The organism is Mesorhizobium sp. M6A.T.Ce.TU.016.01.1.1, from assembly GCF_003997065.1.
In the GTDB taxonomy this organism is placed as follows: domain Bacteria; phylum Pseudomonadota; class Alphaproteobacteria; order Rhizobiales; family Rhizobiaceae; genus Mesorhizobium; species Mesorhizobium mediterraneum.
On sequence record NZ_RZTJ01000018.1, the window covers coordinates 94,343 to 119,319 of the forward strand.

The 24,977-nt window shown below is 59.5% G+C and carries 24 protein-coding genes and 3 pseudogenes; 10 read left to right on the forward strand and 17 right to left on the reverse strand.

The window, feature by feature from the left end:
- Positions 1-244: 244 nt before the first annotated feature.
- The 5 genes and pseudogenes from EOC94_RS26005 to EOC94_RS26025 all read left to right on the forward strand — a co-directional run bounded on the left by EOC94_RS26005 (position 245) and on the right by EOC94_RS26025 (position 4,690).
- Entirely contained in the window at positions 245-526 is a 282-nt protein-coding gene (locus tag EOC94_RS26005) for an acyl carrier protein (protein ID WP_029356603.1), read from the forward strand.
- Entirely contained in the window at positions 527-1,735 is a 1,209-nt protein-coding gene (locus EOC94_RS26010) for a beta-ketoacyl-[acyl-carrier-protein] synthase family protein (RefSeq protein WP_127294317.1), read from the forward strand.
- Between the two features lie 427 nt (positions 1,736-2,162).
- The gene (locus EOC94_RS26015) at positions 2,163-2,501 is read left to right on the forward strand and encodes a hypothetical protein (protein WP_127294319.1); all 339 of its coding nucleotides are present in this window, start codon (positions 2,163-2,165) and stop codon (positions 2,499-2,501) included.
- Positions 2,494-3,537, forward strand: a pseudogene (nifA, locus tag EOC94_RS26020) (nif-specific transcriptional activator NifA); the annotation flags it as partial. The gene EOC94_RS26015 and the pseudogene nifA, both read left to right, overlap by 8 nt.
- A gap of 586 nt (positions 3,538-4,123) precedes the next feature.
- Entirely contained in the window at positions 4,124-4,690 is a 567-nt protein-coding gene (locus tag EOC94_RS26025) for a sugar O-acetyltransferase (protein ID WP_095484269.1), read from the forward strand.
- Between the two features lie 307 nt (positions 4,691-4,997).
- Here the strand turns inward: EOC94_RS26025 and EOC94_RS26030 are convergent, their stop codons facing one another.
- The 15 genes from EOC94_RS26030 to EOC94_RS26100 all read right to left on the reverse strand — a co-directional run bounded on the left by EOC94_RS26030 (position 4,998) and on the right by EOC94_RS26100 (position 16,533).
- Complete coding sequence (locus EOC94_RS26030) at positions 4,998-5,891, reverse strand: SIR2 family protein (protein WP_095484270.1); 894 nt, start codon at positions 5,889-5,891, stop codon at positions 4,998-5,000.
- Positions 5,892-5,925: 34 nt separating this feature from the next.
- A complete protein-coding gene (nifT, locus tag EOC94_RS26035; protein ID WP_024505230.1) occupies positions 5,926-6,138 on the reverse strand; it encodes a putative nitrogen fixation protein NifT in 213 nt (70 codons plus the stop codon).
- Positions 6,135-6,455, reverse strand: coding sequence for a nitrogen fixation protein NifZ (locus EOC94_RS26040; RefSeq protein ID WP_095484271.1), 321 nt, complete (start codon positions 6,453-6,455; stop codon positions 6,135-6,137). The genes nifT and EOC94_RS26040 overlap by 4 nt, the downstream gene beginning before the upstream one ends.
- An 85-nt stretch (positions 6,456-6,540) precedes the next feature.
- Positions 6,541-6,735 (reverse strand): 4Fe-4S binding protein, encoded by a 195-nt coding sequence (locus tag EOC94_RS26045; RefSeq protein ID WP_095484272.1) that lies wholly within the window; start codon positions 6,733-6,735, stop codon positions 6,541-6,543.
- A gap of 29 nt (positions 6,736-6,764) precedes the next feature.
- Positions 6,765-8,246 (reverse strand): nitrogenase cofactor biosynthesis protein NifB, encoded by a 1,482-nt coding sequence (gene nifB / locus EOC94_RS26050; protein WP_095484273.1) that lies wholly within the window; start codon positions 8,244-8,246, stop codon positions 6,765-6,767.
- 273 nt (positions 8,247-8,519) lie between these two features.
- Positions 8,520-8,708, reverse strand: coding sequence for a helix-turn-helix domain-containing protein (locus EOC94_RS35265; RefSeq protein ID WP_348627402.1), 189 nt, complete (start codon positions 8,706-8,708; stop codon positions 8,520-8,522).
- 615 nt (positions 8,709-9,323) lie between these two features.
- Positions 9,324-10,040, reverse strand: coding sequence for an alpha/beta fold hydrolase (locus EOC94_RS26060; RefSeq protein WP_095484274.1), 717 nt, complete (start codon positions 10,038-10,040; stop codon positions 9,324-9,326).
- A 266-nt stretch (positions 10,041-10,306) separates the two neighbouring features.
- Entirely contained in the window at positions 10,307-10,606 is a 300-nt protein-coding gene (locus EOC94_RS26065; protein ID WP_024505235.1) for a ferredoxin family protein, read from the reverse strand.
- 12 nt (positions 10,607-10,618) lie between these two features.
- Positions 10,619-11,923, reverse strand: coding sequence for an FAD-binding protein (locus EOC94_RS26070; RefSeq protein WP_095484275.1), 1,305 nt, complete (start codon positions 11,921-11,923; stop codon positions 10,619-10,621).
- Positions 11,924-11,933: 10 nt separating this feature from the next.
- Positions 11,934-13,043, reverse strand: coding sequence for an electron transfer flavoprotein subunit alpha/FixB family protein (locus EOC94_RS26075; protein WP_024505237.1), 1,110 nt, complete (start codon positions 13,041-13,043; stop codon positions 11,934-11,936).
- Positions 13,044-13,059: 16 nt separating this feature from the next.
- Positions 13,060-13,911, reverse strand: a complete 852-nt coding sequence (locus EOC94_RS26080) for an electron transfer flavoprotein subunit beta/FixA family protein (protein WP_095484276.1) — start codon at positions 13,909-13,911, stop codon at positions 13,060-13,062.
- Between the two features lie 186 nt (positions 13,912-14,097).
- Positions 14,098-14,475, reverse strand: a complete 378-nt coding sequence (gene nifW / locus EOC94_RS26085; RefSeq protein WP_095484277.1) for a nitrogenase stabilizing/protective protein NifW — start codon at positions 14,473-14,475, stop codon at positions 14,098-14,100.
- A gap of 181 nt (positions 14,476-14,656) precedes the next feature.
- Complete coding sequence (nifS, locus tag EOC94_RS26090; protein ID WP_095484278.1) at positions 14,657-15,868, reverse strand: cysteine desulfurase NifS; 1,212 nt, start codon at positions 15,866-15,868, stop codon at positions 14,657-14,659.
- 12 nt (positions 15,869-15,880) lie between these two features.
- On the reverse strand, positions 15,881-16,198 hold the full coding sequence (locus EOC94_RS26095; RefSeq protein WP_126038026.1) for a hypothetical protein: 318 nt from the start codon (positions 16,196-16,198) through the stop codon (positions 15,881-15,883).
- Between the two features lie 17 nt (positions 16,199-16,215).
- Positions 16,216-16,533: an iron-sulfur cluster assembly accessory protein gene (locus EOC94_RS26100; RefSeq protein WP_095484279.1), complete on the reverse strand. Its 318-nt coding sequence runs from the start codon at positions 16,531-16,533 to the stop codon at positions 16,216-16,218.
- A 586-nt stretch (positions 16,534-17,119) separates the two neighbouring features.
- Here EOC94_RS26100 and EOC94_RS26105 point away from each other — a divergent pair.
- Positions 17,120-18,151, forward strand: a pseudogene (locus EOC94_RS26105) (ChuX/HutX family heme-like substrate-binding protein); the annotation flags it as partial.
- A 264-nt stretch (positions 18,152-18,415) separates the two neighbouring features.
- On the opposite strand, the gene EOC94_RS26110 reads toward EOC94_RS26105, so the two are convergent.
- Positions 18,416-19,648: an MFS transporter gene (locus tag EOC94_RS26110; protein WP_095484281.1), complete on the reverse strand. Its 1,233-nt coding sequence runs from the start codon at positions 19,646-19,648 to the stop codon at positions 18,416-18,418.
- Between the two features lie 219 nt (positions 19,649-19,867).
- The gene (locus EOC94_RS26115; protein ID WP_127294325.1) at positions 19,868-20,203 is read right to left on the reverse strand and encodes a hypothetical protein; all 336 of its coding nucleotides are present in this window, start codon (positions 20,201-20,203) and stop codon (positions 19,868-19,870) included.
- A gap of 933 nt (positions 20,204-21,136) precedes the next feature.
- Here EOC94_RS26115 and EOC94_RS26120 point away from each other — a divergent pair.
- The 4 genes and pseudogenes from EOC94_RS26120 (at position 21,137) to EOC94_RS26130 (ending at position 24,943) form a co-directional block, all read left to right on the forward strand.
- Complete coding sequence (locus EOC94_RS26120; RefSeq protein ID WP_164759124.1) at positions 21,137-22,315, forward strand: cytochrome P450; 1,179 nt, start codon at positions 21,137-21,139, stop codon at positions 22,313-22,315.
- A 29-nt stretch (positions 22,316-22,344) separates the two neighbouring features.
- Positions 22,345-22,467 (forward strand): annotated as a pseudogene (locus EOC94_RS34780) (ferredoxin); the annotation flags it as partial.
- 138 nt (positions 22,468-22,605) lie between these two features.
- Complete coding sequence (locus EOC94_RS26125) at positions 22,606-23,193, forward strand: nuclear transport factor 2 family protein (RefSeq protein WP_245329807.1); 588 nt, start codon at positions 22,606-22,608, stop codon at positions 23,191-23,193.
- Between the two features lie 148 nt (positions 23,194-23,341).
- Positions 23,342-24,943, forward strand: coding sequence for an SDR family oxidoreductase (locus EOC94_RS26130; protein ID WP_095484284.1), 1,602 nt, complete (start codon positions 23,342-23,344; stop codon positions 24,941-24,943).
- The last annotated feature ends 34 nt before the right edge of the window (positions 24,944-24,977 follow it).

Genomic DNA, 24,977 nt, shown 5'->3' on the forward strand with positions numbered 1-24,977 from the left:
AACTGACCGGCCATGTCAAACTGTCCGACTTCTTCCGAGCCTATGGACAGACTGGGAGACGCGCACGGTGTAGCGGCTCACATCGTCATACTGCACCTACGCCACACACCGGCCGGACCTGATCCGGCTTTATGAGCATTGGGCTTTGTCAGTTGCCCAAGCGTGATGGCTTTCGCGACGCGGCGCGCCTCAGGAACTGAGCCGCGTCCAGGTCGAAACGCGGGAAAGAAAGACAGGAAACAGAATGGCCGATCAATTCGCAACGGACGTCATTGCCCTGATCAAGAAACGCGCCGAGTCGGAGAGCGGTGAGGGAATGCCTGCGTCATTCGTCGGCGAGATAACAATCGCCACGGAACTGGACGCGCTCGGGTTCGATTCGCTGGGTTTGGCGGACGTGCTCTGGGATGTGGAGCAGGCCTACGGCATCAAGATCGACATGAACACGGCCGATGCCTGGTCCAATCTCAAGAATGTCGGCGACGTCGTGGAAGCCGTCCGCGGCTTGCTTGCGAAGGAGGCTTGAATGGACAGGCGCGTCGTTATCACCGGAGTGGGCGGCCTGTGCGGACTGGGCACCGACGCCGCCTCTATGTGGAAAGAGATGCGCGAAGGCCGCTCCGCCATCGGCCCGATCGCCAATTCCGAGCTTCATGACCTGGAGGGCATGACCGGCGCTGAGATCAAGGCGCTGCCCGAGCACGACATCAACCGGGGGCATCTCATCTCCATGGACCGCTTCAGCTTGCTCGCCGTGCTTGCAGCGCGCGAAGCCATGCGGCAGGCCGGACTTTCCTGCGACGAGGGGAATGCCCATCGCTTCGGCGCGACAGTGGGCGTCGGATTTACCGGTTCATACGCAACAGAACAAACTTACCGCTCACTGCTTTTGGGTAGCGCAATCCGTGCTGAACTCTTCACTGGAGTAAAGGTGATGCCCAGCGCCGCTTCCGTCCATCTTAGCTTGAGCCTCGGCTTGCGCGGGCCGGTCTTCGGGGTGACCTCCGCATGTGCCTCGGCCAACCATGCGATCGCTTCGGCGGTGGATCAGATCAAGCTGGGCCGGGCCGACGTAATGGTTTCCGGGGGCAGCGACGCGCCGTTCGCATGGGGCGTGCTGAAAGCATGGGAAGCAATGCGCGTGCTTTCACCCGATACATGCCGGCCCTTCTCCGCCGATAGGAAGGGCCTGGTGCTGGGCGAGGGTGCGGGCATGGCCGTGCTGGAAAGCTACGAGCATGCCACGAGGCGTGGTGCCACAATTCTTGCCGAGATCGCCGGCGTCGGCCTTTCCGCCGATGCCTTCCACATTGCCGCGCCATCTGTCGAGGGGCCAGCGTCGGCGATGCGCGCCTGCCTTGCCGATGCCGGGCTGAATGCCGAGGACGTCGACTACCTCAACGCGCACGGCACCGGTACCAAGAGCAATGATCAGACTGAAACGGCGGCGATCAAGCGTGTGTTTGGAAACCACGCTTATTCGATGTCCATCTCTTCCACCAAGTCCACGCACGCGCATTGCCTCGGCGCAGCGAGCGCGCTTGAAATGATCGCCTGCGTGATGGCAATCCAAGAGGACGTCGTGCCGCCGACCGCCAACTATCGCGAGCCAGATCCCGCTTGCGACCTCGACATCACCCCCAATGTGCCGCGCGAGCGCAAGGTGCGCGTCGCCATGAGCAACGCCTTCGCCATGGGCGGCACGAACGCAGTTCTGGCATTCAGGCAGGTGTAGAAGCCATGCAAGACGCCTCATTTGAGGTCACCTGTCGTATCTAGCTGCTTGAGGGGCGGGGCATTGTGATACAGGGGGAGCTGTGGGGCCCCTCTTTCTCGGCCTCGACGATGTGGAAGGAGCCTGTGCGGCGAAACGGGCCGACGCCCCCCAGGCCCAGAACTTGGGCGAAACCAACTCCCACCAAAGGACAGCCGGTTTAGTAGCCGAACAATGAAGCCTCGCTCGACGAGCCGCCGCCTCTACTGTCTCCGGCATCACGCGGTTGAAGCGAACAGCGCAGCGGCTACTGTTCCGCACAACTCGGATGGCAATTGGGACAAGTCCGCACATGTCGTCACGTACGCTGAACGCCGCAGGTACAGCCAAACTGGGGGCGGGGCGTTTCTGCCGTTTTGATAGATTTCTATCAAACTGACAATTTTCCTTGCACAAATGCAAGGAGAGCTCGATTGACCCCTCCCTCTCTTGCGTCAACGATGGGTTTGCAGGCTGCGGTGCGGCAGAAGCCGGACAGAACGGCGACCGGTCGAGTAAAGGCCTGCGCAAACCGCATATTGCGAGCGCCCGCGCGGAGGAGAAGACGCTCGTCCTGGTGAAAGGCAACGATGCTCAGGCGCCATTGCCATTTGCCGAGCGCGCCGGAAATTTCGAAGCAACAAAGGTGAGATCGAGAATGATGATGACGAAATACAACACAGCTCACCGTCCAGTGCAGTTCTACCGGCGGGTGGCGGAGTGGGATGGGCTGCCAAATGGAGCGTAAAAAGATCAGAAAGGAGATGCTTGGCGATAGTCAGGCGCTGCGCAAGCTGCGTGAGCACCTTGTCAAGGTGGCCAAGGCGAAGACTACGGTCCTGTTGCGAGGTGAATCCGGAACCGGCAAGGAGCTGGTTGCCAAAGCCATTCACGAGCTCTCGCCTCGCGCCAAGCAGCCCTTCATCAAGGTCAATTGCGCGGCGCTCACCGAGACGCTTCTGGAATCTGACTTGTTCGGTCATGAGAAGGGTGCCTTCACCGACGCGAGCAGTTTGCGCAAGGGGCGCTTTGAGGCTGCCGACAAAGGCACATTGTTTCTGGACGAGATTGGCGAAATATCAGGTTCGTTCCAGGCTAAGCTGCTGCGTGTCCTGCAGGAGCAGGAGTTTGAGCGCGTCGGCAGCAACCACACCATTAAAGTTGATGTTCGCGTGATTGCCGCAACGAACAGGGACTTGGAAACGGCAGTTCAACGCAAGGAGTTCCGGCAAGACCTCTATTATCGCATCAACGTCGTCACTTTACGCGTGCCGGCATTGCGCGAAAGGCGAGGTGATATTCCGCTCTTGGCCGCTCAGTTTCTCAAGAATTTCAATACTGAGAATGATCACACGCTGACCTTCGCTCCCGAAGCGATTGAGGTGCTAATGAACTGCGAATTTCCAGGTAACATCCGAGAGCTCGAAAACTGCGTTCAACGGACGGCAGTTCTGGCGACGGGTCCATCAATCCTCAGAACTGACTTTGCCTGTTACGCGGATCAGTGCTTGGCCGCGGCGCTGTGGAAGAACGGACCGCCGACGTCAGAGAAGTCGACTACGATCGAGCCTTCCGCCGCCTGTGCCGCCCCGCCCGTCGGCGACGGGCAAGCGCCGATAGGCCCTGCCACGACTCGTGGTAGGGTGCCCGATGCCGATACGGTCATTGCTGCCATGGAAAAGTGTGGCTGGGTGCAGGCAAAGGCGGCGCGCCTGCTCGGTTTGACCCCGCGCCAGATCGGCTACGTGCTGAGAAAACGCGGTATCGAGATCAAGCGTCTCTGAAACAACCCGCCGAGCAAGAGCTGGAGCAGGTCAAGCATTGGTGCTCTGGCGCCGAGCCCATCGGCCACCTTACGAACGTGGGTGTGAACAGCGCTGCCAAGATTCCGGCCGTGTGCTTTCTACCACCAGTCGTACTGGGGCTCTGCGACTGACAAAACTAAGAAGGAGGAATCCTATGGCTAGTAACTTCGCTCTACACCGCAAGGGAAAATCAATCCGACGTGCCTGAAATCCAGAAATAGTCGATGTATCATTGGTGACACGCCAGCATGCGTAGAGGCGACGCACAGATCTCCGCTGGCGGGCCTGGTCGATACATAAGCTGATCGCTTACCGCTCGACATCGCGCCAATCTGAGATGGGCATGAAAGTGAGTTCGAGCGCTGGACAGTTGCCGACTTCGTCAGGTATTGGCCCCTGCGACCGGTTGATCTGCGATATTTCCAACTTCGCAGAAGTTGGTCGAGACGAAACTGTCGCCCCGGCTCGTGACCGCGCGCCCGGCAAGACCGAGTTACAAAGTTGCCGAGGCCAGTTTGATGTGCGTTCCTGCATCACTACACGGGACACGACCTGACGGGAGACTATGATGCGTAGCCAAAAAGAAAAGATGCTCGCAGGCGAGTTTTACAATGCGGCGGATCCGGAGATCCAAGCTGACCTGTTGGCCACCGGGGCTTGGCTCAAGCGGTACAATGATACGCTGGGGCAGACCACGGGGCATTGGCATGAGCTTTTGTCCGAGCGGCTGGGAGAGGTTGGGCGCGGAACGGTCATCCGTCCGCCCTTTTTTTGCGACTACGGATTCAATATCCGCATTGGCGCCAATGCCTACATCAACTTCAACTGCGTTATTCTTGACGTGGTAGAGGTCAAAATCGGGCAAGGAACGGCAATTGGGCCTGCCGTGCAGATTTATACCGCCGATCATCCACATGATGCCGAGCAGCGGCAGGCCGGCCTGCAGGTCGGGCGTCCTGTTCGCATTGGCAGCCGTGTCTGGATCGGCGGTGGAGCAATCATTCTGCCTGGCGTCACGATTGGCGATAATGCGGTCGTAGGCGCTGGCAGCGTGGTCACACGCGATGTTCCCGCCGGGGCAAAGGTAGTGGGAATTCCTGCTCGCGTCGCCAACCCACATAAACAGGCATAATCAGCCTCCTTGACCCTGGAGGTGCATGCGAACTGTCGAAACTGTGCCAAATTTCTGCCGAAGCTATTGAGCGCTGCATATCTTGTCGCGGTTCGGCTCGGGCGCTTCAGTTCTTTTGCCACGGGTGTCACAAAATCATGTGCGTAATGCCGCCGCAACGTGCTCACGTCCCGCAGCAGCGGGCCCTTTCACATGGCCCAACGAATTCAGAGCCTTCGTTGTGCTGCCAGTAGCATTACTGCTCAGATGTATTCCCAACTGAGTTTTCGCCCTTGGAGGCAAGCGACTCACCAGCAATCGCCGGCCATTAATCCTGGCTAGCATCGACCCCGACGAGGCGAGCCGCGGCGTTGCCGATCGGCATGTCGATGACCGTGATTGCGCCTTCGGCAAGGAAACGACGTTCGTTTCTGGTCAGCGTAGCCGAATCGATCACCGCAAAATGTGGGCCAGTGGAGCGCTTCATCATCTGTCTGGCATATGTGCGCAGCACCTGATCGTTGAAGCGACAGCCAACGAAGAAAAAGCCCCGGTTGACGCGCCGTTGCTTCACCACGTCCGGGATCGGCGTCTGGATATCAATTTCGGTTAGGACTTCGACGTAATCGGAATCAGCCACGAGGAAGTTTGCGGCCGGCCTGACGCTGCCGTGCGGCGCATAGAGCACCGTCCTTGCCACTTGTTCGGCGTCGAGTTCTGTTCCTGACAAATCGTAAGTTCTCGTCCAGATGTTACCAATTCCGGTCGCGCGCGTCGTTCCTTGTATCTCGACAACGTCTGTTTGGCCGGCCTCTGCAAGGGCTGCCCGCATGGCGCCATCGTACCAGCTGTCGATGATGACAGACAGTTGAAGGGTTGCGAGCCAGGCGTGAAGAACGGTCGGCTCGGCGGGGGCTGCGAATATCTCCGCCATCCACGCTTGAAGAGTCCGACGATGTCGGCGCTGCTCGATAAACTGGGCGACCGACCACATATTGGTGCGAATCCTGGAAGGGGCAGGCGCCCGCTTGTTGAGTGCCGCGGCGACATCTTCCGGGGTGCAAGGTACAGGTGATTCCGGCGCGTTAAGCTGCAGAAGACCAGGACCGAGATAGGGGATCACTCGATCGGCCTTGAGAGCGCCCTTCAGCAGGTCAATCAGCTTTTTGGCAAAACTGCCCCGGACGACGACGAGATGGTCCCAGCTCAGCATCGTGTTCATACGCGTTTCCTTTCCGCCACTGAACCCACCGGCATCAGGCCCCGTCGGAAATCTTCATCGCCTCGACGGTGATCGGCAAACGCGTATCGCGCGGAAGGTCGGGCAGCATGAGCCGCCAACCGTTCCTGAGCGTCACGGTCCCGCCCCATAAGTCTGCGTTCTCAATCTCGGTGATCGGCTCTTCGAGATCCTTCTTGGGGACATAAGCCGACAAGCCAGTAGCGGTCCTGCGAATCATTACTTTCATCCGGCTGTTCCTCCGTTGGAAATGCCTTCAGCTCCGCAGGGAACCTCGACTTTGTCGAGGCTAATGAGTTCGCGCGCTCGCATGCCGACGACCGTGCCACGATCGATCCATTCGACCGCATAGATGAAGAATTGCTGGAGAAAGGTTCCAATGTCGCGCACGTAGCCTTCGTCGCCCTTCCGCACGAGGTTTTCGCCGACCTCCTTGCCGGGATAGGTGCCGTCGTTTTTTATGTGGCGTGTCGCACGGACCCGCTCACCCTGCATGAACCGTGGCGGTCTGCCGATTTCGACCTCCTGTTCGCGTCTGGACCACATGGTGTCCACTCCTTTCTCGAGGCTTTTGGTGTGGTCCCGGTTTGCAGGCGTCCTCGTGCGGCGAACCCGACCGTTTCGGCAGGAATCAAGCGGGAACGCAGGTTTTCGATACCGGACAGACCGACACGCATTGCTGCGTATCGAAGGCCTCCTTGCATTCGGTGCACTTGTTTGGATCGATCACATAGGCGTCGCCCTTGAACTTGATCGCTTCCGAGGGACATTCGAACTCGCAGGCCCCGCATTGGGTACATTGGGATGCGATGATCTTGAAAGCCATTCTAACTCCTGGTTATCGGACGAGACGGCTCAGGCCGTCGCCGCTAGTGGTCTGATCCCAAACTCTGCCGCGTAAAGTGCGCTGACTGCGGTCTCGATGTAGTCATGGCCATAGGCGTCGGTTACGCGCAGTCCAGCTCGCGAGAGTTGTTCCTTCGGGCGATTTCCGATCTTGGCGCATAGGACTATGTGTATGCCTTCCAGCGCAGCGATGACGCCCTCGAGGGTGGCGTCTTCGCCCCCGCCTCCGAGGCAATACCGCTCGACCTTCCGATGCCCGACCAAGCTGATCCCTCTAGGCGAGACTTCATAAACCTGGAACTCCTTCGCGTGGCCGAAGTGTTCATTGACGCGTCCACCTCCCTTAGTGGCCACCGCAACCAGAAGCGACTTTTCGGAGTCTGTTGCCTTGATCATACCGATGGCCTCGCCCCTCGCCGCCTCATGATCACGGCGCTCGTGTGCGACCACCTGCCGATAGGCCTGACGCTTGCCAGCCTCGTAGGTGACATCGTTGGGAATCCCGTCCAGCGTGAATTCCTGGCCACGATCTTCACCGAGCAGGCCGACAGCATCTGCCCGGCACTGCCGGCAGTGGCGCATCAACTTGGCGCCACCTTCAAGTCGATCCTGAAGGGCCATCATCTCCATTGCCGTTGGGCCGCGCTGCCCGATGAGTCCGTAGTGTGTGCCGTGTGCCGGGTCCGAAATCAGAGGCATCACGTTGTGCAGGAACGCGCCCCGCTCCTTGACCATTTTGTTCACCTCAAACAGGTGCTGGTCGTTCACTCCAGGAATCATCACCGAGTTGATTTTGGTGAGGATGCCGCGCGCGCTCAGCATTTCCAGGCCCAACATCTGCCGCGCGTGCAAGATTCGAGCGGCTTCGATGCCGAAGTAGCGGCGATTTTCATAAAAGATCCAAGGATAAATCTTTGCGCCGACTTCCGGGTCGACCATGTTGATGGTGATCGTCACGTGATCAACATTCATTTCGGCAAGCTCGGCGACATGGTCCGGCAGCACGAGCCCGTTGGTGGAGACGCACAGCTTTATGTCGGGGATTTCCCTGATGACGCGGTCGAACGTTGCCTTCGTTTTCTCCCAGTCGTAACAGGCATCCCCCGGCCCAGCGATGCCAAGAACCGAAAGCTGCGGAACTTTGTTGGCAACCGCGATGACCTTGCGTAGCGCTTGGTCGGGCGTCAGCTTCTCAGACACAACACCAGGCCGGCTCTCGTTGGCGCAATCGTATTTGCGATTGCAGTAGTTGCACTGGACATTGCAAGCCGGCGCGACCGCCACATGCATACGCGCGAAATAGTGATGCGCTTCCTCCGAAAAGCAGGGGTGATCCTTGATCTTGTCCCAAATAGCCGGATCCACATCGCCCGGGCTGGTCGGCGACGAGCCGTAGGAGGACGGTGCGCAGCCACCGGATTTCGCGGCTGCCAGAAAACCCTCGGATGTCGTGCTAGTCGGCCCCTCAATCGAAATTATCGGTGAGGACATCAAACGGCTCCGTTGCTGGTACGTCGCGGTTCAAGGTGCAAGAGCCATACCAACTTAAAAAAGCGGCTTCAGTTCACTATTTGGGTCGATGTCGGGTTGTGTGAGGCCGGCGCGACACAATTTTGTCCTGCTTGCGACAGTGCAAGTCCAAATCCGTTCAGAAGCACAAAGCACTCCTTGTCGCGCAGAGGGCGCGCAAGACCACTGGCCTGACGATTGGCTCATCCAGGCTCTTAGAATTTCCTTCACCTCGATGCTATGCCGGCGTATCGCCTAGCCGACTTGTCGCGGCGTGAGGCCGAGAATTCGAGCCGCATTAGCCTGAACCCAGCCGGCCTTCTCCATTGTGTCGATCAGCCGGTCACGCTCCGTCCGCCGCGGACCCAGCGCCGGTCCGGCCGTATCGTTAGAATCGCAACCGGCTATCTCGTGTTCAGGGGCGCCGATGCGCCGAACCGGCATCGTGCTGGGCCGTGAGAGCTCGTCGATGACATTGCCACGTTCCGAAAGATTGGTTCCTTCCAGAGGAGAACGCGCAAGTGTGGCTGTTCTTTACACGCAGTTCTCCAGCTCGCGGACGTTGCCGGGGGAAATAGCATTGCGAGATCAGCTCAACTGCCGACGGCGTAAAGCCATGGTTCTCCATATTTCAAGGGTAAGCGCTGTGTCCTTCCAGGAGTGCCCGCGATCTGTGGGCCTGCCATTCTGAGGTGGATCGGAGATCGGCTTGTGTCTGAACTTGAACTTACGATTGACCCTGAGCGGCAGCCTCGGCGTTTCGAGGTGATCAACGGCGCTGTTAGTCGACGGCATTGGTCGATGGACGACAAGGGACGGAGTCATCGCCGAGACCCTGGAGCCGAACGCGGTGATCTCGGAGGTTGCCCGGCGCTACGGGCTGCGGCCGCGGCGGAACGCTCGCAAGCTTGCTACGTCCGCAGGACAGGCCACTCCCGCCTTTGTTCCGGCGGTGGTTTCGGTGGCGCCACCGGAACGACCCGTTGGGCCTACATCCGTGCACCAGAACTCAAGGCCGCGGCCTGAGAATCGGCCGCCGCTCACCCTTTACTTGGTTCCTCAGCCGACAGCGCTAAGAAGGAGAGCAACTTCCGTCGGTGCGAGGATCATTGCGTCGTGGCCAGTGGCGAGTTCCTGCCACGCCCAGCCATCCTGCTTCGCGACCCATTCTCGCGCTCCCGCCATCGGCGGGTGGAGTGGATTAGTGCAGACGACATAGGTTCGGGGCCTGCCGTTGCCGAGCGGGTGCACGAGCTTAAGTCCGCTTTCGTAGGTGCCTGCCGGATGCGGTGTTATCCGGCGCCGCACCCAGTCCGTGAGCGAGTGTCCCTCGGGAATGCCGAATGCTGTTGGCGGCGGAGTCGGCATGAAGATACCCCGTCCTTCCTCCGCAACCAATTTTCGACGGGCGGCGACGATGTCGGGGGGCATGGTGCTGAATACACTTTGACCGCTCTCGACGATGGCGCCGTCGAGATAAACGAGATGGCTGATATGGTCGGGTATCCGGTCGGCGGCGCCGGTGATGCTGATGCCGCCTAGACTGTGACCGACAAGGATCACATCGCTCAGCTCTTCCGTCACAATGTGGTTGACGATGTCGGTCACGAATGTGTCGGGCGTGATGTCCTTGCACAGCAAATGTGCGCGTTCGCCGACACCTGTCTGGGTCGGCGTGGTCACGTAGTATCCCATCTTGCGAAGATTGGCGGCCACGTCCCGCCAACACCATCCGCCATGCCAGGCACCATGCACTAGCACATACGTCTTTGTCATGGGTTGTGCCGTTCCACTTGCTCACCGGCCGTTGTGGCTGCCATCCGGCACGATGGCCGGACGTTGTCCCAAAGGGGCTCGACCACGTGACCGGTGGTAAGTCCGGCGCACAGGGCACCGCCGTGGCCTGAGGACACCGCTAACGAGTCGAGGAAATTTGAATTGCGAAAGGCCAATATTCACTAGCTCTTTGCAAGTGGATGGAGAGGCTCATGGTGTGCCGCAGTTGCTCGCTGCCGGCATGCTCTTGGCACGGTCCTGGCTGATCATCCGAACTTGAACAGGACACCAAAGCCGCCGCGCGGATAGTTCCACTCGATGTCGCCGCCTTTCTCGCACAATATCCGGCAGGTGCCGCATTCCATGCAGCCGTCGGCGGTGATCTCGACTTGACCCTTGTCATTCAACTCATAGCATTTCGCTGGACAGACGTAGGTCAACGCAAGCAAGTTCGCGCTTGGCTTGTCGTGCGGTCGCACTATAATATGGGGGCGGCCGGAATCGACCAGATAGCGGTTCTGGTAAAGCTTGTCCTCGACACGAACCTTCGTCACTGCGATCGTCATCTTGTACCCTCTTCAGCGCCATGCCAATGCCAGGCGGACCGCGTCGCTGACCAACCCCCAGCGCGAGCGCGCGTTGATGAAGGCGGCCGTGGTGTTCTTTTCCTTCTCGATCTTCGGCGTGCCGTCGACACGCATGAAGTTCTGAGCGGCATGCGACATCAACCGCGGATAGCTGTCAAAAAAGTTGCTGGAATTGGTGTGGAGTAAGGCTGGCATGTCCTTGTATTTCTTAAGATCCTTGATCACAAAGGAGTCATCCAGCATCGTCTTGTAGAGCGCAAGGTTCGCTTTGGTCATAGGACCGTTGCGGCTTTTGACTTTGACGATCGCCTCAGCCGCGACACGACCCGAGGTCATGGCAAGGTTCGAACCCTCACGGTGAATGGCATTGTTCAGTTGCGCTGCGTCGCCGACGATGACCCAACCGTCGCCGAAGAGCTGCGGAATGGCCCTGTAACCACCTTCGGGGATAAGATGGGCGGCATATTCTTTCACCTCCGAGCCAGCGATCAGCGGCCGGATCGAAGGATGGTTTTTCATCGCATCTAGGAGGGCGGACGGGCTCTCCATCGTCGCGGCGAAATCCGAGACCAGGCAGCCGATGCCGAGTGAAATCGACTCCTTGTTGGTGTAAAGGAAGCCGAGCCCGGCCATGCTGCGAGAGATCGTGCCCACGGCCTCGATTACGCAGCCTTCATCGCCCTTGACACCGAACCGCTGGCCAATGACCTCTTCGGGCAAGAAATGCATTTCCTTGACGGCAAGCGCCACGGTCTCCGGCTTCGGCATCTCGCGCAGGCCTGCGCGAGTGCCAAGCAATCCCGACACCCCTTCTGCGAGAACGACCACATTCGCGAAGACCACTCCGCCAGCCCGGTCTGTGCGGACGCCGATCACCTTGCCATTGCCATCACGGACGAGTTCCGTCGCGGTCGTCTCACACAGGACCGTCGCGCCAGCCTCGCGCACCTTGCGGGAAAACCATTTGTCGAACTGGGCGCGGATGATCGTGTAGCGGTTGGGTTTCGCCTCATTGAAGTCGTCCGACCGGTAATGAATTCCGGTGTGAGACGTGTCGTCCATCACCCAAAGTCGCTGTTCGACCAGGTGCCGCTCGAGGGGCGCATCATCCCGGAAGTCCGGGATGATCTTCTCCAGCATGTTCGCGTACATTATGGCACCCTGGACGTTCTTAGAGCCCGGATATTCCCCGCGCTCCAACTGCAGTACCTTCAGCCCCTTGCTTGCCAAAGTGTAAGCAGCTGCGTTTCCGGACATGCCGGCTCCGACCACAATGGCATCGAATTGTTCAATCATGTCCTCTCCCTCAACTCGCAAGCTTGTCTCGACTGTGCGGCGACAGCCGCCGGGTGAAGGCTTCCGTCAGTGCGGGCAGGAAGCGGATTGCATCCGTGACGATCCCGAGGTGGGCGAACTCGAAAATCGGCGCGTTCGGATCGGTGTTGATCGCGACGATGAGATCGGCCCCCTCGACCCCAACTCGGTGCTGGATGGCGCCGGAAATTCCGGCCGCGATGTAAAGCTTCGGTCGAATGGTCTTGCCAGTTTGGCCAATCTGCCGATCAGCCGGCATCCAGCCCTTCTGGACCAAGGGGCGCGAACAGCCATGCTCGGCGCCGATCGCTCGGGCAAGATTCTTCACAAGCTGAAGGTTCTCCGCCGCGCCGAGACCGAGGCCTCCCGCAACCACGACATCCGCATAGGCAAGATTTGCCATTGCCGACTGGTTATCCGGCAGGAAGCCGAGGACTTTGGTGACGATATCGTCCTCAACGAGCGACAGCTTGTGCCGCATGACACGCCCGACCGGCTTATCCACCCGCTGCGGCATAGGCATGACCCTTGGTCGCACCGTCGCCATTTGCGGCCGGTAGTTTAGTGTATAGATCGTACACAACAACGAGCCACCAAAAGTCGGACGGGTCGCGGCGAGTGAACCGTCGGAATCTACATCAAGTTCTGTGCAGTCGGCCGTGAGCCCCGTCTGCAGGGTCGTCGCTACCGAGCCCGCAAGATCCCTGCCCAGTGTGGTCGCGCCGAGAAGGAGGATTTCGGGTTTATGGGTATTGACCAGATCCGTGAGCGCCTTGGCGAACGGCTCGTTCCGGTAGTCGGCGAGCGGCGGCGCATCGACGATGTAGACAAGATCCGCCCCGTAAGCGAAGGCCTCGGCAACAGCGTCCTCGACCATCTCGCCCGGCGGTCCCAGCACGACGCCCGCGAGCTGGACTTCAAGCTTGTCGGCTAATTTGCGGCCTTCACCCAGCAGTTCGAATGATACAGGATGCACATTGCCGCGTTCGAGCTCGAGGAAGACCCACACGTGCCGGTAGTCTTTGAAACGGTCGGGAAGTTCTTTCTTTACACCGGCACGGCCGGGGGCAATGCGAGGGGTAGTTTGGCTTGCGGTCGACATTTTCTGCTCCTGGCCGTCACGTGCCGCTGTTGAAGGCCAGCTCATGTTCCAGCGCCGGCCGGCGGGTTAAGATATCGGCGATGAGTTCATCGGCTATGTCCTGCAAGCCCCTTTCCGCGGTGTCGATCTGCGCCGCGCTTTCTGCCCGTGCGGTGGGGGCGAAAACACGCTTGACGACTGTCGGCGAGCCACGCAGACCGCACCGGGTGAGATCGTCAATGCCGGCGTCGGCTGCAGTCCACTTCACGACTTGGCTGCGCGCCGCGCAAAGAGCCTGCTGGAGCGAGCCCCGGCGGATTTCGTTGGTGTCTTCCAGCATGGTAATGAGGCAAGGGAGTCTGCTCTTCAGCAACTGGGTGCCGCCTTCGGCGCGACGCGCGACTTCGATCTCGCGCGTTTTGAGATCGATGGAGGCAATCTTCGCGACATAGGTAAGTTGCGATAGATCCAGGCGCTTGGCTATGCCGGGTCCGACCTGGGCGGTATCGCCGTCAATCGTCTGCTTGCCGGTGAAGACGATGTCCGGCCTGCCGAAAGTCTCCCCAATTTTTGCGATTGCTTGCGAAAGAGCAAAGGAGGTCGCCAGCGTATCGGATCCGGCAAAATAGCGGTCCGTCAAGAGAACTGCTCGGTCAGCACCGTAACCGAGCGCCTTTCGCAGCGAGTCCTCCGCCATGGGCGGACCCATTGTGAGCACAGTAACCTCGCCACCATGAACGTCGCGCAGTTTGAGCGCTTCTTCGAGGGCGAACAGGTCGTAAGGATTGATGATGGTCGGCACACCCTGACGCATGATCGTGTTCGTCACCGGGTGGACGCGGATCTGTGCCGAATCCGGCACCTGCTTGATGCAGATTACGATGTGCATTGGCGATTTCTCTAAGCTCCCAGTCCGGATGCGTGCTTGGCGGTTCACCTCATGCCTGCATCGTTCATGCCAAGTCTTCTGCCTGCCTCTATTCCAGAAGGTGGCTTCGTTTGCTTCCGAGGAGCGTCATGAGGACTGGATTTGTCGACTTCTCGACATTGTCGCGTCGCAGCCGTGTCGGGCTCATTACTTTCCGAACCGCTTCAGTGCAGAGTCGAGCGGGACGAAGGCGCGGCCAGGTGCGGGACATATGTTTGGATCGTGGTCCCTTAGCACCTTGAACACACGTTGCGTGAGCGGCGAGGAAGTCGCGAAATCTTCGTAGGCGCGTTCCAGCTTGGCGCGCACCCGCGCGGCGATTACCTGGTCAGGCAGACCGGAGAAATCTTCTTCGGCAAGGTATTGGCCCACGCGCTTCATGATATGGAGCCGCGAGACATTCATCACTTTCGGGTCGTAGGAGACGCCAAGGCAGGCGAAGAAGTCCTCCGCAGCCGACAGGCCTTTCAGTCGCGCCAGGATATCGGTGCGATCGATCGGGCGGCTGTCAGCGGAGCAGTTCATTGTATTCTCCCGGCGCGAAATTGTGGTGTCGATGCGTTGGTGACATTGCTGACGGCGTGCCGACCTCTGACACGGCGGCTGGGGCAAGAGACTTGGTGATCTCAAGCTTTTCTGAAGTGGTGAAGGCGACCCCGGGTTTGACCGCTCTCCATTGCGCAGGGTCGTCACGTTGAGGAAGACCTCACGGCTCGTCGGCTATTGTGCCGCTCGGACCCGGGCCGGAATGAAGCTGTTCTGCACCTCGCCCGCACAGTCCAGCACTGGGAAGGGCCCGTAGCTTCTCGGTGATCGCAGGCAGGACCTCAAGCACGCGGTCTACGTCATCTTCGCCGTTGTCACGCGACAAGGAGAAGCGGACTGCCCCACATGCCGCGTTCATAGCGATCAGAACATGGCTCGGTTCCAGTGAGCCAGAGGCACAGGCGGACCCGGCGGAACAGGCGATTCCCAGCCGGCTCAGGACAATTGGGATTGCATCGCCTTCGATACCTTCGAATCCAATGTTTGCAGTGTTTGGCAATCGCTCTTGCGGATCGCCGTTGATGGATGTGTTTGGGATGCGCTGGATGATCCCGTTCTCAAGGCGGTCGCGCAACCATTTTATTCGTTTTGTCTCGTCCATGAATTTCAAGGCGAGTTCGGCCGCCATGCCCAGTCCGACTATGCCGGGTGTGTTTTCAGTGCCTGCACGCCGGTCGCGCTCTTGGTGCCCACCCTTGATCATGGAGGAGAAGCGCACGCCACGTCTTACATAAAGCGCGCCTATCCCCTTTGGACCATGCAGCTTGTGGGCGGAGAGCGACAGCATGTCGATCGCGGTCGATTTCAGCTCAATCGGAAGCCTTCCGACCGCCTGCACTGCATCAGTGTGGAAAAGCGCGCCGACTTCCCTGGCTAGATCGGCAAGCTTAACCACGGGAAAGATCGTACCGGTCTCATTGTTCGCCCACATTATCGAGACGATTGCCACTTGTGGGGTGAGGGCGGTTCTGTAGGCGTCCAGGTCGAGCCGGCCGTGGTGATCGACTGGGATAATGTGCACCTTGACGCCGCGCGTCTTTTCAAGGTGCGCGCACAACTTCAGAACGGCCGGATGTTCAACCGCGGAAGTCACTATTTCCGTTCGGTCGGGCATCACCTCCAGCGCCGAAAGGATGGCTGTACTGTCGCTTTCAGTCCCGCCCGAGGTGAAGATGATCTCGTCCTCGAATCCCGCGCCGATGAGGGCTTGCAACTGTTGCCTCGCCTTTCTCACGGCTTCAGCAACCGATGCGCCATAGGTGTGCATGGACGAATGATTGCCAAATTGCTCCGTAAAGAAAGGCAACATCGCTCCAACGACTGCAGGATCAACCCGCGTCGTTGCGTTGTTGTCGAGATAGACAGGGCTCATGGGAGTGATCCTTCAACTGCTGAAATGATTCAAGGGTAGGCGGGCCATTGAACCTCTGGCGCATATCGTATCTGGTAAGGTGGGCGGCCGGGCGAGCGATGGCTTGGCTGACCGGTCGCTGTCGACATTGCCCTTTGGTGGCGGCATCCGCCGGGAATTCAGCTGTTTCGGGCAATTTTGTTTGCTTGCCCACGGCAACGATCGATGATCGCGATTTCGCGCATCACCGAACGCAATTGTTCCGGGCCGACAGTGCGTGTCGGCCGGTTCCAGAGCGCCGGCGGTTACCGGTTCGACGCAGTATTCCTTGGCGTCGCTATAGTCGAACATAGCCTGTTCCCTCGCAATCATTTGCAGGACTTGCCGCAGCCGCACGTCTCACGCGCATTGGGGTTATCGAAAACAAAGCCGGATGTTTCGAGCCCAGTGACGAAGTCCACGGTCATGCCGGCGGCATGGGGTTGGGAGCCTCTATCCATGAACACCTTGAGCCCATCTCGCTCGATGATCGCATCGCCCTCACGTGAGACGCTCTCCAGGCCCATTGAGTATTGGAAGCCGGCGCAGCCGGCATGGACCATGATGCGAAATCCTTCCGCCGGCTCGCTGGCGCGGTAAAGAGCGGCCTTGATGGCGGCAACAGCGTTGTCGGTGAGCGTAATCATGGCTCGATTTCTCCTCGGTCCGACGTTTTCGCGGATCATCTCGCATGGACCGTGCCAAAGGGAAGACGTGTCAAAAACCGTAGGACATCCCGACGTCTCTTATGCTCGATTGCTGGGGAGACGTCCGACAACCGACACTTACTGTCGGGTTTGTCGCGTCCGCGTCACAGGAAGGGCGCCTGAGTTCGCGATGCACTCACGCGTAAAGCAATGAACAGAGCCAAAGATGTTCAGAGCTTGCCGCGGAGCAACTGGCACGATTTTTGTGAAGCCTTCGTTGCGGCGGCAAAATTGCCGGCCGATTCACCTTTGGGTTGCCCTCGCAATCGAAGAACGAAGGAAAGCAATATGATCCATCAGACCCGCCTTGAGTGGGAAAGCAGCACCGCCGGTGGTACCCGAATGCTCGATCGGCCGATTGGCGCCGACCACCCAACAATCGCTCTCTACCGGCGATTGGCCGCTGACCGCCCGGAGACAGGATTCGACTGGCATGTGCCTGACGATCGATCGCGTCCGCCGTGCACACCCCTGAGGCCCGTTTTTCGATCGATCGTCAAAAGAAGAACGGGGCGGGGGTAAAAACATGGATCAGCGCAAGAAGCGGTCGCCCAACGAAATCCGGCGTGCGTGGGAAGTCTGTCCGAACATTCCCGCGCGTGATTTCGCCGCCCAATTGGCCATTTCGGAAGCGGAACTGGTCGCGGCCCATTGCGGTTTCGGCGCGGCACGCATCGACCCGCGCGTCAATCACCTTCTGACGGGCCTCGAATTCGTGGGCGAAGTGAGGGCGCTGACCCGCAATCAAGGTGCCGTGCACGAAAAGATTGGCGTCTTCAACAGAGTGATAACCGGCAACAATCACGCCATGGTCCTTGGTGACGAATTCGACCTTCGCGTCTTCCCGCAGGCTTGGAGGTATGGTTTCGCTGTTGAAAGGCGCCATCGCGGCGGAATCCAGCGCAGTTTGCAATTCTTCGACGCCACCGGCGCAGCAGTGCATAAGGTGCATCTCAGGCCGGTCTCCAACCTTCATGCCTATCGAAAGCTGGTGGCCGAGCTCGTATCCGCCAACCAGGAGCCGACCATGTCGCTTAAGGCGAGAGTAGCCGACCTGGGCGCGAGGACTGCGGACTGGGCCGGCACGGTGGACGACCTACGCGAGCACTGGAGCCGGCTGACTGACGTCAACCTTCTAAAGACGCTCAAGCTCAGCCGCTGCCAGGCTTTGCGCATGGTCGGCCAGGATTACGCTTGGCTGCTCGACAATGCCGCAGTTGGCGCCGTGCTCCAGCGTGCGGCCGAAGACGAATTGCCGATCATGTGCTTCGTCGGCAACCGAGGTTCTATCCAGACCCATTCCGGCTTAATCAAGTCGGTCAAGCAGATCGGGCCGTGCATCTATGTGCTGGACGAAACGTTCCGGCTGCATCTCAGGACCCACCAAATCCGTGAGGTTTGGGCCGTGCGCAAGCCGACCAATGACAGTCACGTCACCTCGCTCGAAGCATATGGGTCCGACGGCAAGATTATCATCCAGTTGTTCGGTGCGCGCAAGGAAGGCGAACGCGAGCGCGACGACTGGCGGGTTCTGGCGGAAAACCTGCCTCGTTTCCCCGACAGCTACATGAGAAAAGACCGATCGTCGTCGGTGGGACGCCGGCGCCCATCTGCCTCCGCAGCCAGTAGCCGGGCATTGAAGCCGAGATCGGGGACACGATGACGCAATAAGCGCGCTGTATTATCGTAACGCGATGAGCAGGAAGCAATTTGGCGCTGCCCCATCGACCGCATGGTTACGACGAAGCCGCGGCCTTTGGGCCGAGCTCAGAGGTGACAATAGCGTGAACGCCGCCGACCGTCGTCACTCCCCACCAGGCGGTCAGGTTTTGCGGTTCGGGCCGAGCAAAAATACTGTCAAGACAGCGAGGAACGTAGCAACCGCGCTGTAGACAAAGACACTGGCAATACCCGTGTGATCCACCAATAGGCCACCGAAAGTTGTGCCGGCTGCGATGGCCACTTGGAAGGTTATGACCATCAGTACACCAGCGCTCTCGGCCTGTTTCGGAGCGGCGCGTAGCACCATCCATGTCTGCAATCCGACCGGGACCGCGCCAAAAGCAAAGCCCCATACGGCAACTGCAATTGCCGAGGTCAAGGCCGATGCTCCCATAGTCAGGAGCGAGACAGCGGCTACGGCAATGAGCAGGGGCGGCAGGGCCGCGACCGCCTTGAGACTGTGTTTGGTGAGGAATGCGCCGGCTAAATTGCCGAAGACGCCGGCCGTGCCAAAAGCAAGGAACACGAGCGGGATCGACTTCTTGTCGAGCGCAGGAACGCTCTCGAGAAAGGCGCGGATGTAGGCGAAGCTGGCAAAATGGCCGGAAGCGACCAATAGCACGACTAGCACCGCAACCTTCATCGCCGGATTCTTCGCGACGTCCAGCGGACTGCGGAATCTGCGCACTTCGATCGGAGGCAGTGGCGGAATGGTTACGAGTTGCACGAGCAGCGCAACGGCACTCACGATTGCGGCGACCTTGAACGAGGCTCGCCATCCCCAAATGTCACCGACATAAGCGCCGATTGGAGCCGCGCAGACGGAGGCGACAGAAACGCCGGTGAGGATGATCGACATGGCGCGCGGCATGAGGTGACTTGGAACCAGCCGCATCGCCAACGCTGCCGAAATTGACCAAAAACCACCAAGCGATATGCCAAGGACGACGCGTGCCGCCAGCAAAACCGGCAGCGACCCCGCAACCTCCGCCAGAACGTTCGACAGGATCAGCAGGAGCGTCATCGCCCAGATGACGACCCTGCGGTCCAGACGCTTTGTCACGATGGCGATTATCGGTGCCGAGATCGCCGCGACGATTGCGGTCGCTGTTAGCGCCTGTCCAGCCGTGCCCGTGGTGATACGGAGATCATGCGCGAGCGGTGTCAGAACGCTGGCGGGCAGAAACTCTGCCGTCACAAGCCCGAAGGTGCCGAAGGAAAGCGAAATGATGGCACCCCATGCAGGGCCAGAACGTTGATAGGGACTTTCTGGGTCAAGCCGATCTCGGTCGAACAAAGCCGCGTCCACTAAATCTGTCGCCGATTCGGTCATGAATGAGTTCTCCGGCTAGGAGCTGTTGCAGCAGGGGTGGCTACATCGCCGGGGATCAAAGCCGCGAGACCTTCCGGCGGCGGCCAGTCGGCATCAGTCGAGGCCTCGGCGCCCGACGCATCCGAGGCCTCATCGGAGGGCCGACGGACCCAACCGTCGACAATGCGGGAGAGTTCTCGGCGCGGTCGCATCGATCGCATTCGTCGAAGTGCGGCCTGTTCACTGCGAACCAAGCAAGCCGAACGCGGTGTCCTCGATCGAGGCCTTGATGGGGGGATGATCGACGATCTCTATATTGCTTTGAAGCAGGAAGTTCCGTCGCCATATGTGGTTATCCTGGCAGCCAGAATTGAGCGGTTGTCGCAAGCACCAAGGCGGTCGCAATGAGTGCAACGAGGCGGAAGTCTGATCGATGGCTGCGGTTCGATGGCCGCGCGATCGACAAAATTGAGGTGATGAGTTATCCCTTTTGAAGCCGTTGCTCCCAATTTTGGGATAAGGTAATTGCAGGCGGTCCCAGCAACGTCGGGCGGCCTTTTTGGTGATCGAATTCATGGGACGACACTCTCGGTCCGTGACGCATCTGCGAATGACTGCGCAAGTTCCGTGCCATCAACGACAAATCTGGCTCTGCTGAGCGGGTGGTGGAGGCACGAGCGTGGGCTATCCCAAGAGCTTGCCGCAAGGTTGTTCGAAGTTGAGGTGCCGGATAGACCGCAAATATGTCGGGCGGCCTGGGGTTGGCCAACACGAAGATGCGCAAGTTCAAAAGGACGAGCTGAACCCTTGCCGATATCCGTCCGAGGCTGATCTGGAGAAGGTCAAGAACTGCGTCTTGAAGGCTTCCGCCGCACCGGCAAATGCGAACCCAAGGTGCTGGGCAAGATGGACAGGGCCATCCAACCCGTCGACTGGACGCTCATTAATGGCGTCGGTGTGGCTCTGTAGCTGGCGAGAAAAACGCCCTGCTGAAAGACAAAAGCTCGTGTGGCCGGCTCTGAAGGACGGCCAATGAGGCAGGCGAGGAGAGGCTATAGTCCATTCGTGTAGACTGATCTTGTCCCACGGAGGCGGCTAACCACCCCGCCAGACATCATCGAGGGGAGCGCCACTAGGCTCACCCCAAGTGTTGGTCATTTCCACCTGGGTGACCTCGGCCAAGTCACCAAGCCGCTTAGCGCAAGCTTTCGAACTGGATGCTCCCCGGGCACATGATCGGCTAGCGATCCCACCAGTTGAGTTGCTCCAAGTCGGTGTCTAGCTTTCTACATTCTGTGTCCGACGCTGGACAAGAATGTTGCAATCCCGACCAGCAAGTCAGCGCAGGCGCCACCTGCTGCCCAGCAAACAGCAAGGATTATCGAAAGACGAATTCGGCACGGAGCTTGCACCAACGATTGCATGCAAATGCCGACAGCATCTCATGAACGGTCTCTCGATTCTGGCGCGGTTAAATCGCGGCCGGTTCCAGATCATGTCCCGCCCGAAATGGTGAGGGACTTCAGCCTGTTTACGTCGCCCGGCATGTTGCCGACCGCTAACGGGGATCCGCATGCAGCGGTTGCTTGCGTTCATGCCGGGCCTCCGATCTTTTATTCAACCAGCAACACGCGCGACGGTCGGGGTACCTGGGTCATCACTCGCGCGAGCGACCAGCGCCGGGTGCTGCAGGACACCGAAACGTTTTCCAGCCATCGCAGCATCTTCGCCTCTGTGCTCGGCGAGAGCTGGCCGATGATCCCGCTTGAGCTCGATCCGCCATTCCACGGTGTTTTTCGCTCACTGCTCAATCCGCTGCTTTCGCCAAAGCGGGTAATGGCATTGGAGCCGGCTGTCCGGGAACGAGCGATCAAGCTGATCGACAGGATCGCCGCATCAGGCACGAGCTGCGACATCATGAAGGATTTTGCAGTTCCGTTCGCGGTCAATATCTTCCTTCGCTTTATTGGGCTTTCGGACAACGGACTAGAAACATTTGTCGGCTGGGCTAGAGATCTGCTCCACGGCGATAAGGAGCAACGACCACCCGCAGCCCGGACGATCGTGGCCTTCATCGACGAACTTGCCACCGAGCGCCGCAAGGAGCCGGTCGATGATTTCATGACCTTCATCGTGAAGGCAAAGGTCGAGGGTCGTCTGCTCAGTGACGAAGAAGTCCGTGGCATCGGCGTGCTTGTGTTCGTCGCGGGACTCGACACGGTCTCAGCAGCCATATGCTTCGACTTGGCCCATCTCGCGCGCAACCCCAAAGATCAGGAATTGCTACGAAGCGAACCGGACCGGATTGCCGTCGCTGCGGAAGAATTGCTGCGCGCCTATTCGACCATTCAGATGATCCGAGTGGCAACGAAGGATGTCGACTTCAAAGGCGCGCCGATCCGCAAGGGAGACTATGTTTCCTGTGCCACGATGATTGCCAATCGTGACCCGGCGGAATTCGAATGCCCGAATGAGATCGATCTGGCGCGCGAGGACAACCGGCACGCTGCCTTTGGCTATGGTCCCCATCGTTGTCTTGGCTCACACCTTGCCCGGCGGGAGATTGTCATTGGCCTGGAGGAGTGGCTGGCGCGCATCCCAGCCTTTCGGATCAAGACAGGGACTGAACCTATCACCTTCGGCGGCCATGTGTTCGGGATCGAGAATCTGATCCTGGACTGGTCCTGAAGTTTCAGCCAACGACATTGGAGTTCGCTATGCGTGTCGTCGTACATAAAGCCAGATGCCAGGGTCATGCGCGCTGCTGGGCGCGGGCGCCGAGAGTCTTCAAGCTTGATGACGCCGGCTACATCTTGCCCGGTGATATTGATGTTGCCGATGGGGAGCAACTGCTTGCCTCAAAAGGGGTACGAGCCTGCCCCGAACAAGCTCTGGAAGTTGACGAGCCCCCCGCTAACTCAGTTGTAGAGAGAGACACACGCAAAGTGCAGACTGGCATCGGGAAGGACAAAACAATCATACAATTCGCGACAGACCCTGTCGACCACGCGAAACTTACCGAACTGCGTGACCGAGAGGCGATCCGCAACTGCCTGTATCGGTACTGCCGCGGGATAGACCGCGCCGATGAGGCGGCGCTGCGTAGCGCATACTGGCCCGAAGCGTATGACAGGCACGGTCCCTATTGCGGACCGGCAGAGGACTTCATCCAATTTGCTCTCGGTCTGCCGGGGCACCGTAACATCCATCAAATCACGAACAGCCTGATCGACTTCATCAGTTCAGCAGAGGCCGCGGTCGAGAGCTATTTCACCGCGCTGCAACGCGGACCGGATACAGACCAAGAAATACGTCAGACGCTGCTTTGCGGCCGTTACTGCGATCTGTTTCAGAAGAGGCAGGACGAGTGGCGAATTGCGGAACGGACAGTCGTCTACGATTGGGTTGAGGAGCAAATCCCGCCAGCGATTCTTGAGGCAGATAGGTTCGGCCAGCGACAGCCGATTGGAGCACCACATCCAGACGATCCCATCTACCAGTTGCTCAAGGGTCACATCCCCACCGACCAAGATGGCGTCGAGGGTCCCCAACTGGGAGCTGCATAAGTGGGTAGAAATGGAGGATGAGCGCCTTACGGGAACGACATCTGTGTGGGGCCGCAACTGGCGGTCACTGCAACGATTTGGCTCGACCCTTCATTCCGCCCAAGGTTGATGGGCTGAGATTACAAGCGGTCATCGTGGAGAAGCTCTCGTGAAACTGGCAGCACGCACCGTAATCATCACAGGCGCTGCGGGCGGGATCGGCCGTGCCCTGGTCGATATCCTTGCCGCGGACGGAGACACTGTAGTTGCGGTGGACCTTCCGGGCAGTGGTGTGGTTGAACTGGCTCGGGATCTCGGGTCGCCGCACGTCGGTCTGGAGTGCGATGTGTCGCGAGAGAAGGACATGCTCTCACTTTTCGGCCAGGTCGAAGCACGGTTCGCGCAAATCGATGTCCTCATCAACAATGCGGCGGTTGGGCCCACGATGGATAGGATCATCGACACCGCTGTCGATACCTTCCGACGCGGCGTGACAGTGAACCTTATTGGGCCATTCGTTATGGCCCGGGAAGCGGCGCGGCGCATGAGGCCTGGCGGTGCGATCGTCAATGTGGCTTCGATGGCGGGCGTGGTCGGCAATCCCAGGCGCAACGCCTACGCAGCCTCGAAAGCTGGCGTGATCTCGTTGACAAAGTCCCTTGCATGCGAGTGGGCTATGCGAGGAATCCGCGTCACGGCGGTGGCGCCGGGCTCCGTCCGCACCCCAATGGTCACAGAACTGGCACGCGCTGGCAAAATGGACCTCGCGGCGATACGCCGCCGCGTGCCGATGGGGCGCTTGGCTCGCCCCGACGAGATCGCCAGGGTCGTGCGTTTTCTGAGCAGCACGCAGGCGCGCTACATCACCGGCTCGGTGCTGGCAGTCGACGGAGGCTGGATGTCATTCAACCAGCCGGGGGATGCTCACCCGCCGGTGGATGGTGCGCTCCAAGCCGAGCTCTCCTGTCCGGCCGAATGCACAGATGCGCGAATCGTGCTCGTCACCGGTGGCGCAAAAGGCATTGGCGCGGCCGTCGCTCGCCGCTTTGCCGCCAACGGCGACACCGTCGTGATTGCTGATAAAGATGGCACTGCAGCGGCAGAGCTGGCTACATCGCTCCCCGGCAAGCATCTGGCGAAATCGCTGGACGTGGCCGTCGAGAGCGATGTGGTGTCGATGTTCGAAGAACTGAGGCGACGCTTCGGGTATATCGATGTTCTGGTCAATAGTGCTGATACCGCCGACAGGATTGTGCCTGCGATCGAGCAACTGTCGAACCAGCTCGAACACGTCCTGGATGTCAACCTTACCGGCGCCTTCACCTGCGCGCGCGAAGCGATCAAGGCTATGCGCCCGGGCGGCGTGATCCTCAATCTCGGGTCGATCGACAGCTTTCTGCCGTTCGCGCCGCGCCATGCCTACGGCGCCTCCAAGGCGGGGATGGATATGCTGACCCGTTGCATGGCGGCCGAACTCGGCCCGGTCGGAATTCGGACAGCCACCGTCGCTCCTGGCCACATCCGCACGCCCGCACTTGCTCAGTTGGCCAAAGCCGGCCGCATCGACCTGGCAGCAATCGGACGACGCATCCCCATGGGCAGGATGGGACGGCCAGAAGACGTCGCAGATGCATCGTTCTTCCTTGCTTCGTCTGACGCCTCATATATCAACGGCTCGATCCTCTACGTGGACGGCGGCTGGACCTCGTTCGGTGATGCGGGAAACGCCAGCGAACTCTATGACGAATGTTTTGCGGAGGCCGCAGGTTAATTGCCAGGCATTCGCAGGGCGACCGGCCGAGCAT

What these genes read in the sequence shown, in the direction of transcription:
- EOC94_RS26045 (WP_095484272.1), bottom strand. Translation starts at nt 6,735, where the DNA reads ATGGCTTTCAAGATCATCGCATCCCAATGTACCCAATGCGGGGCCTGC.
- EOC94_RS26110 (WP_095484281.1), bottom strand. Translation starts at nt 19,648, where the DNA reads ATGACCGAATCGGCGACAGATTTAGTGGACGCGGCTTTGTTCGACCGA.
- nifB (WP_095484273.1), bottom strand. Translation starts at nt 8,246, where the DNA reads ATGTCCTCACCGATAATTTCGATTGAGGGGCCGACTAGCACGACATCC.
- EOC94_RS26080 (WP_095484276.1), bottom strand. Translation starts at nt 13,911, where the DNA reads ATGCACATCGTAATCTGCATCAAGCAGGTGCCGGATTCGGCACAGATC.
- EOC94_RS26030 (WP_095484270.1), bottom strand. Translation starts at nt 5,891, where the DNA reads ATGAACACGATGCTGAGCTGGGACCATCTCGTCGTCGTCCGGGGCAGT.
- nifT (WP_024505230.1), bottom strand. Translation starts at nt 6,138, where the DNA reads ATGAAAGTAATGATTCGCAGGACCGCTACTGGCTTGTCGGCTTATGTC.
- EOC94_RS26040 (WP_095484271.1), bottom strand. Translation starts at nt 6,455, where the DNA reads ATGTGGTCCAGACGCGAACAGGAGGTCGAAATCGGCAGACCGCCACGG.
- EOC94_RS26095 (WP_126038026.1), bottom strand. Translation starts at nt 16,198, where the DNA reads ATGTTCGACTATAGCGACGCCAAGGAATACTGCGTCGAACCGGTAACC.
- EOC94_RS26120 (WP_164759124.1), top strand. Translation starts at nt 21,137, where the DNA reads ATGGTGAGGGACTTCAGCCTGTTTACGTCGCCCGGCATGTTGCCGACC.
- EOC94_RS35265 (WP_348627402.1), bottom strand. Translation starts at nt 8,708, where the DNA reads ATGCCGGTTCGGCGCATCGGCGCCCCTGAACACGAGATAGCCGGTTGC.
- EOC94_RS26010 (WP_127294317.1), top strand. Translation starts at nt 527, where the DNA reads ATGGACAGGCGCGTCGTTATCACCGGAGTGGGCGGCCTGTGCGGACTG.
- EOC94_RS26100 (WP_095484279.1), bottom strand. Translation starts at nt 16,533, where the DNA reads ATGATTACGCTCACCGACAACGCTGTTGCCGCCATCAAGGCCGCTCTT.
- EOC94_RS26115 (WP_127294325.1), bottom strand. Translation starts at nt 20,203, where the DNA reads ATGAATTCGATCACCAAAAAGGCCGCCCGACGTTGCTGGGACCGCCTG.
- EOC94_RS26005 (WP_029356603.1), top strand. Translation starts at nt 245, where the DNA reads ATGGCCGATCAATTCGCAACGGACGTCATTGCCCTGATCAAGAAACGC.
- EOC94_RS26065 (WP_024505235.1), bottom strand. Translation starts at nt 10,606, where the DNA reads ATGACGATCGCAGTGACGAAGGTTCGTGTCGAGGACAAGCTTTACCAG.
- EOC94_RS26075 (WP_024505237.1), bottom strand. Translation starts at nt 13,043, where the DNA reads ATGTCGACCGCAAGCCAAACTACCCCTCGCATTGCCCCCGGCCGTGCC.
- EOC94_RS26025 (WP_095484269.1), top strand. Translation starts at nt 4,124, where the DNA reads ATGATGCGTAGCCAAAAAGAAAAGATGCTCGCAGGCGAGTTTTACAAT.
- nifS (WP_095484278.1), bottom strand. Translation starts at nt 15,868, where the DNA reads ATGAGCCCTGTCTATCTCGACAACAACGCAACGACGCGGGTTGATCCT.
- nifW (WP_095484277.1), bottom strand. Translation starts at nt 14,475, where the DNA reads ATGAACTGCTCCGCTGACAGCCGCCCGATCGATCGCACCGATATCCTG.
- EOC94_RS26060 (WP_095484274.1), bottom strand. Translation starts at nt 10,040, where the DNA reads ATGACAAAGACGTATGTGCTAGTGCATGGTGCCTGGCATGGCGGATGG.
- EOC94_RS26070 (WP_095484275.1), bottom strand. Translation starts at nt 11,923, where the DNA reads ATGATTGAACAATTCGATGCCATTGTGGTCGGAGCCGGCATGTCCGGA.